At 38.8% G+C, this 13,818-nt stretch carries 12 protein-coding genes and 1 riboswitch; all 12 genes read left to right on the top strand.

Going from position 1 to position 13,818, the window contains the following annotated elements:
* Positions 1–135: 135 nt before the first annotated feature.
* The 12 genes from MMG00_RS08370 (at position 136) to MMG00_RS08315 (ending at position 13,812) form a co-directional block, all read left to right on the top strand.
* Entirely contained in the window at positions 136–867 is a 732-nt protein-coding gene (locus tag MMG00_RS08370; RefSeq protein ID WP_242147298.1) for a hypothetical protein, read from the top strand.
* 3 nt (positions 868–870) lie between these two features.
* A complete protein-coding gene (locus MMG00_RS08365; protein ID WP_242147296.1) occupies positions 871–1,686 on the top strand; it encodes an energy transducer TonB in 816 nt (271 codons plus the stop codon).
* A 368-nt stretch (positions 1,687–2,054) separates the two neighbouring features.
* On the top strand, positions 2,055–2,822 hold the full coding sequence (locus tag MMG00_RS08360; RefSeq protein WP_242147294.1) for an ABC transporter ATP-binding protein: 768 nt from the start codon (positions 2,055–2,057) through the stop codon (positions 2,820–2,822).
* Positions 2,823–2,830: 8 nt separating this feature from the next.
* Positions 2,831–3,889: a FecCD family ABC transporter permease gene (locus tag MMG00_RS08355; protein ID WP_242147292.1), complete on the top strand. Its 1,059-nt coding sequence runs from the start codon at positions 2,831–2,833 to the stop codon at positions 3,887–3,889.
* Between the two features lie 51 nt (positions 3,890–3,940).
* Positions 3,941–4,079, top strand: a riboswitch (cobalamin riboswitch).
* A gap of 12 nt (positions 4,080–4,091) precedes the next feature.
* Positions 4,092–6,014, top strand: coding sequence for a TonB-dependent receptor plug domain-containing protein (locus MMG00_RS08350; RefSeq protein WP_242147289.1), 1,923 nt, complete (start codon positions 4,092–4,094; stop codon positions 6,012–6,014).
* A gap of 309 nt (positions 6,015–6,323) precedes the next feature.
* A complete protein-coding gene (locus MMG00_RS08345; protein WP_242147287.1) occupies positions 6,324–7,175 on the top strand; it encodes an ABC transporter substrate-binding protein in 852 nt (283 codons plus the stop codon).
* Positions 7,176–7,720: 545 nt separating this feature from the next.
* Positions 7,721–8,158 (top strand): nucleoside-diphosphate kinase, encoded by a 438-nt coding sequence (ndk, locus tag MMG00_RS08340; RefSeq protein ID WP_242147286.1) that lies wholly within the window; start codon positions 7,721–7,723, stop codon positions 8,156–8,158.
* A gap of 40 nt (positions 8,159–8,198) precedes the next feature.
* Positions 8,199–9,323, top strand: a complete 1,125-nt coding sequence (gene rlmN, locus MMG00_RS08335; protein ID WP_242147284.1) for a dual-specificity RNA methyltransferase RlmN — start codon at positions 8,199–8,201, stop codon at positions 9,321–9,323.
* A gap of 285 nt (positions 9,324–9,608) precedes the next feature.
* The gene (locus tag MMG00_RS08330) at positions 9,609–10,382 is read left to right on the top strand and encodes a tetratricopeptide repeat protein (RefSeq protein ID WP_242147282.1); all 774 of its coding nucleotides are present in this window, start codon (positions 9,609–9,611) and stop codon (positions 10,380–10,382) included.
* Positions 10,383–10,396: 14 nt separating this feature from the next.
* On the top strand, positions 10,397–11,884 hold the full coding sequence (locus MMG00_RS08325) for a helix-turn-helix domain-containing protein (RefSeq protein WP_242147279.1): 1,488 nt from the start codon (positions 10,397–10,399) through the stop codon (positions 11,882–11,884).
* A gap of 14 nt (positions 11,885–11,898) precedes the next feature.
* On the top strand, positions 11,899–13,173 hold the full coding sequence (gene hisS, locus MMG00_RS08320; RefSeq protein WP_242147277.1) for a histidine--tRNA ligase: 1,275 nt from the start codon (positions 11,899–11,901) through the stop codon (positions 13,171–13,173).
* A 21-nt stretch (positions 13,174–13,194) separates the two neighbouring features.
* Positions 13,195–13,812, top strand: coding sequence for a YfgM family protein (locus MMG00_RS08315; protein WP_242147276.1), 618 nt, complete (start codon positions 13,195–13,197; stop codon positions 13,810–13,812).
* Positions 13,813–13,818 lie beyond the last annotated feature (6 nt).

The raw sequence follows: 13,818 nt of genomic DNA, 5'->3' as shown, positions 1-13,818 counted from the left end.
CGTTCTGAGATAAAAACTAAAACTATTGAATAATTGTTTTTATAGACAGATTTTAATTAGAATAGTGATCAACCGTTATTATCAGTTACCTAAGCAATTATCGTACTATATGAAGTTTTGATTAAGAGAGGAAATATGCCGGAGTTTTTTAGTATCCCCCGTTTAAATCGCCGTCTATTTCTATCGATTTCTGGTATGTTATGGCTACTATTTTTGGTGGTAGTTTATGCCATTGTGATGGCTTATGCACCACTTAGGAATACGAGCTTACCGGCAATTATGACGTTCATTATGCAGATTGTGAATTTACAATATTATCTATTGGCGTTTGCGTTATTTTTAATGTTTGGCTTTAGTTATGGTTATATTGGCCGTTTTAAAGATGCTGGAATCTCTCCTTTAATAGCCTTGATGCCACTATTATTGTTTTATGGGATATTAATTCTCTTTGCATCAGAGCTGATTGCGCTGTTAAAGGAGAGTAATCTCCTACTCTTTATGGCAAAGATGAAGAAGTTTATAGAGACTCCAAGTCTCTCACTGTTTCAAGGACTTTTCTCGCCGGAATGGATTGCTTTTTTAGCAGAGAAAAAACGGTGGTTTAATATTGTAATTTTGCTCTATATCGCAATTTTAATTTCTGCGATAGCAGTGCCTAGTCAAAGCGTGAAGAATCGTTATGGAGCGCCAAAGACGTTATCTATAGCGATGCAATTTTTCTCAATCATATTATCTACTATTTTTGGGGTAATAACGCTGAGTATGCTCTATCTTTGCTGGCAATTTTGGATGCTTCCAGATTTAGCAGATTACCTTGTTGATTATAAGCGCTTTATGCAGTTATTAAAGCTTTGGCAAGGGCAATAAGTGATGAAGTGGGGAAGAGTTAAGCTATTGGCATTACTACTCTCCCTAATGCTCAATGCCGGCATTTTGCTGCTTGGGCTCTCTTTTTATCAAGCGCAAGAACTTGCCCTTTCTCAAGTTGCTGGCAGTCAAACACAACAGATGGATTTTACGTTAGAGATTGTTGTAAGCAGACCTTCTAAGGATGCATCTCTCGATTTAAAAACCGTAGAAGATGATGAGCTCCTTAAATCAGTAGAGGATGAAAGTCGTAAGACTTCATTACAGTCAATGCCTTTAGCGGATAAGGAGTATGGCGCCGTAGATCTGATAGCCTTAAAGGAGCCTGCTATTGAGCAAGTTCTTCCGAAGGCCTCTGAGGTTGGTGAAATCTCTAGCATTGATGACATGTTAGAAAAAGAGCCATCCTTAACCACTAACCCAAAAAATGAACTTTCTAAGCCGCTAGAAGCTCGTAAGTTAGAAGCTCAAAAGTTAGAAGAAAGGCAACAAGTGGTAAAAACAGAAGCAGAAAGATCGCGGAATCTTCAAGCTAGAACGGGGGATCAGTTTGCTTCTGAATTAGCCGTTAAAATTCATGCACAAATAAAGGGATGCTATCCTGAAAGCTCAAAGCGAAGAGGGGAAGAGGGCGTTGTGCGCTTAATGATTGTGAAAGATCAGCAAAGCTTATCGGTCATGATGATTGAAAGCTCAGGATTTAAGCGTCTAGATCGTTGTGCTATTTCTGCGGTAGAAAAGATATTAAGTTCAATTGATATTCAGGAAGTGCCGGCAACGGGGATTGATTTAAAGCCTATTCGTTTTCAATTACATTAACCCCATCTAAGAGGGGTTTTCTTCTTGATGATTAATGGCTGGTTTTATTAAAATTATAGGGAAGAGAAAATAAATATTTTTAGAAAGGTTGAGAATTAATCTTAAGGCTTTGTCAGCAGTGAAAAGCTAGGTATAGTAAAATCGGTTTGAAAGTGACTGCATCAGATTGCCGGCACGTCGATTATGCGAATCCTAAGAGTCATTTTTCCGGCATTGTGCACGCCGGTTTAAGGTACATGCTGTACTCTTTTATTTTCTAAAATAGTAGTTCTTAAACCAGATCGACTATAAAGTTACTTTAAGATCAATATTTATGGAGTTTACTGGGAAAATTTTAAGGCGACTTCACTATAAAAGGGGGGATTACGTTGTTATCATACACAAAAGAAGTGTGGAAACCGATACTGACATTATCGAAGATGTCAGCGATGCTCTCTAATGGTGAAAAGTTATTACAAGAGATCTCTTTTACTTTACCCAAAGGGGCAAAGCTTGCGGTAATTGGGGCAAATGGATCAGGAAAGAGTACCTTGATGCAGGGGTTACTTGGGATGATTCCAACAATGTTTGAAAAGTATCTAATAGCTGAAAGACCTTTTTTAAACATCGCATTAAAAGAGCGAGCAAGACTTTTAAGTTATATTGGGCAGCAACAAATGCCGGAAGCAGAGACGACGGTTTGGGAATGGTGCGAGTTAAGCAGATTTCCCCATACGACTAGTAAAGCTGAGAATGAATCCATTATCATTGAGGCTTTGACGCGTTGTAACGCGCTCTCTTTTGCAGGAAGGCGCCTTATGAGTTTAAGTGGTGGGGAGCGGCAGAGGGTCTATCTTGCCGGTATTTTAGCGCAAGAGACGCCGATCATTATTTTAGATGAGGTTAATGCGGCGATGGATCCTAAATATAAAGAAGAGATGGAAGTCTTACTGCATTCACTAACGGATAAAACCATTATTTCAGTCACTCACGATATGAACTCGTTGCATCATTACAGCCATCTTTTAGCATTAAAATCTGGGAGGAGTATCGCTTTTGGTGAAACACACGCAATCTTAACGAAAGATTTATTATCAGAGCTGTTTGATTATCCCTTTACGGAAGTTTGGCATGATGATCGTGTGCGTTATTTTTAAGAGAGGCCATGGTGCAAGATTTGAAAAATAGTTCAACTAGGCAAAATGAAAAAGGGGTAGGTTTACTTGATAGCCTTTATCGCCGGCATTTTTGGGTGATGATTGTGATTGTCAGCATGAGCCTTCTATCTCTTATCATTGCGCCGATGTTTGGCTTAACGTTTTTAACCCCTTGGAGTCAAGGGAGTGATATTTTTTGGCAAATGCGAGTCCCTCGGACGCTTGCAGCATGGCTTGTTGGCGCTGGTTTATCATTATCTGGCTTAGTTTTTCAAGCAATATTACGTAACCCTTTAGCAGAGCCTTTTACCTTAGGCGTTGCTGCAGGTGCAAGTCTTGGGGCTGCGATCTATATCTATTTTGGCGTTACATTAACTCTTGGTGTAATTAGTGGTATTAGCTTTTTTGCTTTTATAGGCGCGGGGTTAATTACGGTAATGATCTATCAGGTGAATTTTCGTAGTGGGCATTCTCCTTTTAAATTATTGTTGATGGGCGTGATTTTAACGTTTTTTATCTCAAGTATTTTAATGTTACTGCAATCACTTGGAAAATCCTCCTCAGCCCTTGCCATGATGAGTTGGATGATGGGACGCTTATCTTTTGTTTCCTTGATGGATCTTTATCAGCTACTTGGTGTCACGATTCTCTGTTTTGCCTTAATTTACCGCTATCTGCCGGAATTAAACCTCTTACAACAAGGCGAGGTAGTTGCGTTATCACGAGGTGTTAATAGCGGGAGAGTGATGGGGCTGCTCTTTTTGATTGTCAGTTTAATGACCGGCGTTTTTGTAGCAATTGCCGGCCCTATAGGTTTTGTGGGAATGGTCATCCCCCATGTTTCCCGTAAATTGTTAGGCGCAGATCATCGAAGGTTATTTCTAGCCGTGATTTTTTTAGGAGGCTTTGTGCTAGTGGTAGCGGATACTTTAGGATCTATGATATTAAAGCCTGCTGAAATTCCTGTAGGGGTTGTTACGGCAATTTTTGGGGCACCATTTTTTCTTTTTGTTTTGCTTCGAGAAGGGCGAGTACAGAAATTTATAGCCCCTAAAGATAATAACTAGCAGAAAAATTTATAAAAAGAGGTATGATATTGCTGTTTTGAGGATATTTGAAAAGAATATCATTGACTAAGAATATATTTTAAACAATTAAAGTAAGCTTTGGGAAGCAGGGTGAAACCCCCTCACGGACCCGCCACTGTAATGCTAAGAATTAGCTAAGTCAGATACCACCTTACTTCAACGACTCTCGAGGTTAAAGAGGATGATGTTACAGCAGTTTTCTAAAAAAGCGATTGCGCTCGCACTTCTTTCAGCGCTCTCTCTCTCTTACTCCGTGGCAGATCAGCGTGTTGAAACCACTGAAAATGACGATGAGATTATCTTTACGGCAAATCGTAGCGCAAGCCTTGTTAGTGAGGTTGGTAGCCAAAGCGTAGTGATCACAGGGCAAGAGATTCAAAACAGGCAATATCACACAGCGACGGAAGCTTTGATGCATCAACCTGGCGTGATTCTCAGTCAAAATGGGATCAATGGTCCTAGTTCTCTTTTTATTCGAGGTGCTGAGAGTAAAAATACATTAGTGCTAGTAGATGGTGTGCCTTTAGGTGATGCGATGGGGACGGGAAGAATCGTTGATTTCGGTCTTTTAGGTGCATTGTTAGATGTTAATCGTATTGAAGTTTTAAAAGGACCCCAAAGTGCCCTTTATGGAAGTTCAGCAATGGGAGGCGTAGTCCAGATCTTTACCAATAATCTAAACCAATCAGGGACAAAGCTACGCTTAATGGCAGGTTCTAAAGGTACAATTCAGACCAGTGCAACAACGGCGGGTCAAGTTGGTGATTTTCGCTACTCTTTAGGGGGCTTAATCGAAAATATCAAAGGTATTGATGCCACAACGGCAACGTCAAAGCCAATCAATACTTATGATCGTGATCGTAATAAGAATCGCCAATTATCAGGTCGATTTAACTATCTGTTAACAGAAGAATTAGATCTTGATTTTGCGTTTACCTATAATAATCGCTACTCCGAGTATGATAATCTTTTTAATTACACAGACTTTAACGATTACAATAAATCCAAGCTTTTTACGGGGAGGTTAGCACTTAACGGCTCTTTTTTAGAAGATCAATGGACCTCGACACTGAGCTACGCGTTAATGAAGCTTGATAGAGATAGTTATAGTGGTGGGGATGTTTATGATGAAAACTGGATGCCCGCAGGAACTGAGCAAACGCATAATCGTTTCCACGGTAAAACACAAACTGTAAATTTTGATAACGAGCTCAGTTTTTATGAAGATTTTAAGACTCGTTTTGGTTTAGCTTATCAAAAGGAAGAAGGTTCTGGTGATAATCACCGCAGTCACTCACAAAACAGTAAAAGCATCTATTTAGAGCAATCGCTCGATTTTGCTGATCGCTTTTTTAATACCGCCGGTATTCGTTATGATAAGAATTCAAAATTTGGTAGTAAAACAACTTATCGCTTAACCTCACGTTATAATTTTAATGAAATGTTTGCCCTTAAAGGGAGTTTTGGTACAGGATTTACTACGCCAAATATCTACCAAATCTTTGGGGATGGGCAGTGGGTGAAGTCAAATGATGATTTAAAAGCTGAAACAAGCCGTGGCTATGATTTTGGGATTGAGTTAAAACCTGTCAGTAATGCGGTGATTACGATGTCTGTATTTGAAACTCGTTATAAGAATATGATTAACTGGTCGAATGCAAATAGTAATTATAGCAATCTTGATCGCGCAAAAATGAAGGGGTTTGAGGCGGTTGCAACTATTGAGGTGAATGATCAGCTCGCACTTTCAGGAAGTTATACTTACCTTGATGCAAAAGAGAGAAAAGGCAATGGCGAGTATGAAAAAATGTTGCGCCGTCCTAAACATCAGATTACCGCAAATGTTGCTTATAAGCCGATGGCTAACCTTACCTTGAATGCTTCAGCTATTTATTATGGTGAGCGAAAAGACTCAACATTTGAAAATCCTGATATCACCTTAAAATCATTTGCACTATTTGATGTCGCTGGAAGTTATAAAATCAATGAGACCTTTGAAGTTGATGCAAAGATTCAGAATCTTTTCAATAAGCAATATGAGTTTGCCGATGGTTACCGTGAGCGTGGAAGATCGGCTTATATTGGAGTAACGATCTCTTTATAGCTGTAGATTTTTTAATAAAAAGTGGATAAAACCTGAGATATTGATCAATAGCGTAAGAAATTCTTGCGCTATTTTTGTATGATTATGATAGTGAAGGTTTTGAAGGTATTTTTTCAATGTTATTTATCATCGATGCGCAGGGAATCTGGTTCAGTGACTTGTAAACCACTTTTATAGTAAAATAACGCAAGAGACCTTCATAAATGGTGAATTAGTAATATTACAGAGGAATTGATGAGTATGAATTGGGGAAAGCCGTTTCATTGGATAATCCAAGTAAGCATGTTGTGTTTCCTATGGATAGGAAATATGGCATCGGCGGATTATGTCGTCATTCCTAAAGGCGAAGGTCATAGCTGCCGGCGAATCGTATCAGTATCGCCAGCGCTTAGCGATATGATGACGGAGCTTAAGTTAGATGATCGAATTGTTGGTGCCACACGTTATTGTCAATTACCCCCATCTTCAGATCGGCAAATTGTTGGGGGATATTTTGATCTTAATTTTGAAAAAGTGGTCTCTTTAAAGCCGGATATTGTCTTTTTAGAAGGGACATCAACAAATCCTGTTTCTCAAAAGCTTGATGCTTTAGGGATTAAAAATCGTGTATTTTCTTTAGATACATTAGATGAGATGGAAGCTGCTAAGCAAGAGATTGGGCATTATTGTGAAGGGGAAGTTGTCATTGGGGGGGATACCTTACGAGATTATTTAGCAGGTTTTGTTCCTAAAGATCGTGTTGGTCTTGCAAAGCCTAGAGTACTAATACTTTATAATCATGGGGATAATGCCGCAAGAATCTTACCTAGATTGGCTGCAGGTAGAAGTTTTCATGGAGAGTTATTAGAGACTTTATCGATGGAGAATGTTTATCTCGGCTCCCTTAATGCCCCAGAGCTAACCCGAGAGGCGATTGCGCTTTTAAACCCTGAGTGGATACTCATTTTAAATGGCGGTATTGGTAGTGTTGATACGGCGCGTGATGCGTTAGAGATAGCGCAAATTAAACCTCGTTGGGAGTTTTTATCATCTGTAGATGCGGTGCAAAATCACCGAGTCTATGAAATTAAAGGGTTTTATACCCAGATTCCATCGGTGACAGCAATGCGTAGATTAGGGCGAGTATTTGCAGAATTAGTTTACGGAAAAAATGAGTCTTAATAGTCAATAAATATGGCAATAGGATGCTGAACTCGCATTATAGTTGATTCGGTTTTAGTTGATTCGGTTTGAGAAAATCTGCTTTAAAAGTAAAACAGGATAGCCCGTGAATCAAAACAGTTTGTATAATGCTATATAGAACGATTCTTGTGCTTCTCATAACGGATACACCGGGCAATCCGATTGATAGTGAAATAGGCTCAAAATAGGCTGATTTAAATGCCGGGCATCGGCTCGGCTATTAATAATAAGTAATTATGTTCTATCTGGCATCTTGCAAACACTGTTTAATACGTACCCTTATAGATTTATGCAAGGCTAAAGGGAATGTTTCGTGTCCTTTCTAAAACCTCGAGCCAGCTGCGAGCCAGCTGTTTAAGACTTGCATTTCTTAAACTGATTTGACTATAAAATAAAGCTCAAGATTAAATGAGATCTCTTTGTGGTAGGGATTGTGAAGTAGGTGACATTTTTGGGTAGATTTTTTAAGAATATGGTAGACTAAGCCGCTTTATCTTTATATTTATTGATTTTCGGGAGTTCACATGAGCAAACAACAGACTTTATCAATCATTAAGCCAGATGCAGTTGCAAAAAACGTTGTCGGTGCAATCTATTCACGTTTTGAAGCAGCAGGTTTTAAAATCGTTGCAGCAAAAATGACCCATTTAACACGTGAAGAAGCTGAAGGTTTCTACGCTGTTCATAAAGAGCGTCCTTTCTTCAACGACTTAGTTGAATTCATGATCTCAGGTCCAGTTGTGATCTCTGTTTTAGAAGGTGATAACGTGATTGTTAAGCATCGTGAAATCTTAGGTGCAACAAACCCTAAAGAAGCAGCAGCAGGTACAATCCGTCACGATTACGCAGACTCAATTGATGCAAATGCTGTTCACGGTTCAGATGCGCCTGAAACTGCAGCAGTTGAAATCGAATACTTCTTTGGCCCTAACGCAGTAGCAGCACCAAAAGTGTGTGCATAATTGCCGGCTTAAATAAGTAAAAAAAGGACTTTAAATATCTATGTTAGATATTGACATTAAAGTAGAAAACGTTAAACGTCAGACGAATCTTTATAGTCTGACGTTTGATGATTTAAAAGAGTTTTGTGCCTCAATTGGGGAGAAGCCTTATCGAGCAACACAGATTATGAAGTGGCTCTATCATAAAGGCATTCGCTCAATTGATGAGATGACAGACGTCTCAAAGAAAACACGAGAAAAACTCAAAGAGATGACAACCCTTCATCTTCCTGAAGTAATCATGGATAATCTTTCAGATGATGGGACTCGTAAATGGCTGGTACGCCTAGATTCTGGCAACTCTATTGAAATGGTCTACATTCCAGAAGATGATCGTGGAACACTGTGCGTTTCATCTCAAGTAGGTTGCGCGCTTGATTGCTCTTTTTGTGCAACAGGAAAACAAGGTTTTAATCGTAACCTTGCAGTAGAAGAGATTATTGGGCAATTAATGATTGCGAAATTGCTCTTAAATGATTTTGAAGAGATTGATAATTTTACCCCTCGTAAAGTGACGAATATTGTCTTTATGGGAATGGGCGAACCGCTGCTTAATTATCGTAATGTGATTTCAGCGATGAAAATTATGCTCGATGATTATGGTTTTGGATTGTCAAAACGTCGTGTGACTTTAAGTACCTCAGGAGTTGTTCCGGCGTTATATCGTCTTAAAGAAGATATTGATGTTGCGCTTGCGATTTCACTGCATGCGCCATATAACACATTGCGTGATGAGCTAGTGCCAATCAATCAAAAATATCCAATTGAGACACTATTAGATGCTTGTCGTAACTATATTGACGGAACGAATAAAAAGATCACATGGGAGTATGTATTACTCCGTGGTGTGAATGATCGTGATGAAGATGCGCATGCGCTTGCACGTTTAATTCGTAATATTCCAGGGAAAGTAAACCTTATTCCATTTAACCCATTTGATGGGGTGGACTATAAGACCTCAGATCGTAAGCAAATTGATCATTTTAGATCAATCTTAATGGGTTATGGGCTTGTTGCTGTTACTCGAAAAACTCGAGGCGATGATGTTGATGCGGCATGTGGTCAGCTTGCAGGGAAAGTGAAAGATCGTACAAAACGGACAATAGAAGCACGCGAGTTAATATAGTTTAAAAGATTATCTATTAAGCGATATGTAATAAGAGGGGAAAAGGGCTGATACGAAGTATGAGTCCTTTTTTGTTGAGAAGTAATAGAGCGCAATTATGGTAGCTGTAAGCGGGGATTTGATATTTATTTTCTAAATATAATATTTTTGTATTTATTTTGTAAATATTATAATTTTATTTATCTGTTTGATTAATTCAGCTTGATTACTGTTCATGAAATCTTTACTCTTAGGAAGGTTAAACCTCATTAGTTAATTAATAAACGCTTAAAAGGTATTCTAAGAATGATCTTGAATCAGCAAAATGGTACTATCTTTAGGACTTTTAGACGATATTTAGGAAAGAGTACTATTGTTGTTGCGCTATCTGGCTGCTCAATGGTGGAGATCCCTTTTTTATCTTCTAATCAGGAAGTCATCGATATATCGATGTTATCTGAAGCGCAACAAAAACATTATGAATTAAGTTTACATTATATTGATTCAGCGCATTACGATGTTGCGGAAACTAAATTATTATCTCTGGTGGAAGAATACCCTGATTTTCCAGATGCTTATAATGCATTAGGGGTGATCTACGAGCGTCGGGGGCGAGTAACTGAGAGCGGGAAGGCTTTTTATAGAGCCATCGCATTAAATCCTGATTATAGTATTGCGGTTAATAATTATGGTGATTTAAAATGTTATGTTGCCGGAGGTGAGGAGATTGAGCAAAATGCAGTTGAGGCAAGAGATCGACGAGTAAAATCTCGACTATATACTGCGGCTACGAAATGTTATATTAGTAAGAATCATTTTTCAAAAGGGCGAGAAGCTGTGGAACAAGCGATAAAGCTTGACGATCGCTATGCGCTCAGTTATCTCTATTTAGCAAAGATTCAATATCACGATCAGCAATATCAGGATGCTAAACAGTCGATTAATCAATTTAATGATCTTAACGGTTACACTAAAGAGAGTGCGCAATTAGGGTATTCCATTAACCGTTCTTTAAAAGATCAACAAGAGATGACAAAGTATCAGCATGTGCTTAAAACACAGTTTAACGGGGAAATATAGGAGAAGGCCAAGGAATGAATGCTCAAGAGTTAGGCGAAAAGCTAAAAGCAGCAAGACTTGAGAAAAAATTGTCTGTCGAGCAAGTATCTAGAGTACTTTCGTTAAGACCTTCATTAGTGACCGCTCTTGAAAATGGAAATTACCGTGAAATTGGCGCTTTACTTTATGTGAAGAATTATCTGCGCAAATATGGGAAGTTTTTAGGCATTGATGCAAATGAGATAGAGTGTGATTTAGAGCAATTAACGGTGGCTGTGGATCCTAAAAGCCAAGGTTTTTATGAGACTTTAAAGGTCAAGCATGAAGCTGCTGAAAAGAAGCGCTCTAATCATTTTAAATATTATCTGCTCTTTGTAATGATCGTCATTGCTATTTTTGCTTATCTTTATCAAAGTGGGGTGATTCCCTCACCTTTTAAAGAGCGTTTTTCATCAGGCGGTAAGGAGGAAGTGTCACTTCCTAATGAGCGTTTGCCCTCATTAGAGCTTGAGTATAATCTACGTGGAAATGAGGTTACGGCAAGGGAAGAGTTGAGTTTTGAGGATCTTTTAATTGATTCTGCAAAGCAGCAACAAAATTCCATGATTGAGGAGTTTCACTTTGATGAATCTTTAACATCTTTGGAAGAAGATGCAGCGCTTGGGGCGCTTAATGAAGATCTACATTTGGTGCTTCTTAATAAAGAGAATGAGTTGATCGTTAATGAAGAGAGCCCTCCTGAGATCAGTAAGTCTCGATATAAAGCTTCTGGGAAGTTTGAAGTTTTAGGAACCGCTTTAAGATATTATGCGCCGTTACTCTCAGTAACGGCTTTGCCACTTATTGATCTTGGCTCAAGTAATGTTTCTGGTCGTTTTATGGCCCCTAAAAAACATATTAATTATTTTTATGCAGCCCCTTCTGATATTCGATTAGGGCTTGAGATGCCAAAAATTGTTTCTGATAAAATGAATCAACGTATGAAAGAGGTATTATCACTTTATGATCGGGAAAGTGGGTTTTATCCTTTTATTTATCAGACAGTCTTAGCGTTTCGTTTAGAGGGCTGGAAAGCGCAGTTAGCAAATCTTACTCAAAAAATTGAAACTAAAGAGCGATTTTTAGCTTCAGGTACAGATGAGGTGCCGCTAAATGTTAAAGAAGAGGCTGCTGAAAATAGTCTTTTAGAGAAGCTTTTAGTGGAAGCTTCGCTCTTGGAAGAAAAAATCACCTATAATAGCGACTACCTTGCTAAAAAGGCGGTCTTTAAAATTGTGGCTGAAGATATTACAACTTTAGATATTAAAGACCCTAAAGGGCGCGTAATTACTAACAGAGTGATGAAAAGAGGGGATGAGTATCAGCTTGAGGGGCAGGGAATTTACGATGTTTATTTAGGAAACCCTGCAGTTATTGATAAAATAACGGTTAACGGAAAGATGATTCCGGAGTATTATTATAGGCCTTTAACAGAAGAGGCTGTTTCTATTCGATTTTCCCTTAATTCTGAACAGTATCGCTAGGAATAATTTAAGTAATGAGTAAAAAAATAAATGCTTTGCGTGGAATGCACGATGTTCTTCCCTCTGAAATTGGCTATTGGCAGATGATCGAAGGTCATCTTCGCTCGCTATTTCAAGAGTATGGATATACAGAGATCCGTACGCCGATGATGGAAGAAACGCGTCTTTTTACCCGCTCGATTGGTGAAGTGACAGATATCGTTGAAAAAGAGATGTACACTTTTCCAGATCAAAACGATAACTTGAGCTTAACGCTTCGTCCTGAAATGACAGCGAGTATCGTTAGAGCAGGTGTTCAGCATGGGCTTTTTTATAATCAGACTCAAAAGCTTTGGCAAATAGGGCCGGCATTTCGTTATGAGCGTCCTCAGAAAGGGCGCTATCGTCAATTTCATCAAGCAGATATTGAAATTTTTGGAATTGAAACTCCCGATGCAGATGCTGAAATGCTCGCAATGCTTGCACGTTTTTGGAAGCGTTTAGGAATTGAGAATGAAGTGAAGCTTGAGATTAACTCAATGGGAACTGCTGAATGTCGTAAAGTATATCGTGAGAAGTTGATTGCTTATTTTGAAGGGTTTAAAGATCAGTTAGATGAAGATTCTACAAGACGCCTTTATACCAATCCGCTTCGCATTTTAGATTCTAAAAACCCCGATCTCAATGAGATGATCACCAATGCACCTAAACTCTTAGATCATCTTGATGATGAATCTAAAGCACACTTTGATACACTTTGTGCACAATTAGATATTTTAGGGATAAAATATGTGATTAATCCAAGAATTGTTCGGGGGATGGATTATTATACTCGTACAGTTTTTGAGTGGACCACAACGAAATTAGGCTCTCAAGGTACAGTTTGTGGTGGTGGTCGTTACGATAAGATGGTAGAAGAGCTTGGTGGGCGAGAAACGCCTGCAATTGGCTTTGGAATGGGCATGGAGCGATTAATTCTCCTATGTCAGGCTTGTGAGGTTTCAGCGAATGAGTCTTCTCCACTTTTAACAACCGTATTTTTAGGAGAGAAAGCATCTCTTCAAGGGCTTGGATTAATTGAGGAGATTCGTGATGAAATGCCTCATATCCTCATTAGCGCTAATTTAGGTGGCGGTAGTATGAAGTCACAAATGAAAAAAGCTGATCGTTCAGGCGCTAAATATGCTTTAATTATGGGCGATGATGAATTAGATAAGGATATCGTGATTCTTAAAGATCTTCGTACAGATGGGGAACAAACAGCGGTTTCTCGCGACGAGCTTTCGAAATTTTTACAAAATAATTTATAAATAGTAAGAAGGTTAATTTTAATGGCTTTAAATCAATACGAAACAGATGAACAACGTGCAGAAGTCCTCATTGATTGGCTTAAACGTAATGTCGGATATCTCTTATTTTTAGTGGTGTTGGTTGTGGGTTCTATTGCAGGTGTTGAGTTTTATAAAAGTCACACCGTCAGTAAAGCGAATGCCACGTTTGATAGTTATGAGGCGTTTCTTGCTAAATATGACAATGCCCCTGTAGACGCTGCAATGAGCGAAAAACTGGTGGCTGATAATGACGGTGTTTACCAAGTCTTTTCAGCAATGCTTTTAGCAAAAGAGGCGCACGATGCGGGAGAATTAAACACCGCTGAAACACTTTTAACTTCAGCGCTTACAAATGCTGATGATGAAGGCTTAAAAGCGTTACTACAGTATCGTTTAGCGATTGTTCAGTTTGATCAAGGCAATAATGAGGTCGCTTTAGAATCTTTAAAGCAGGTTCAAGCGGTAGAGTTTTTAGGGTTAAGAAAGGTGCTTGAGGGCGATATTTATCTATCGATGGGGCGCACACAAGATGCTAAGATATCTTATGAAGAAGCGTTAAATAGTGATATTGTTCCAGATGGCGCTTTGAATAAACTCAATCGCTTAAGTGCACAATAGTTAAAA

It is taken from the genome of Ignatzschineria rhizosphaerae, from assembly GCF_022655595.1.
Lineage (GTDB): Bacteria > Pseudomonadota > Gammaproteobacteria > Cardiobacteriales > Wohlfahrtiimonadaceae > Ignatzschineria > Ignatzschineria rhizosphaerae.
The sequence above is the reverse complement of the archived record's forward strand: the minus strand, read 5'-3'. Positions and strand labels throughout refer to the sequence as shown.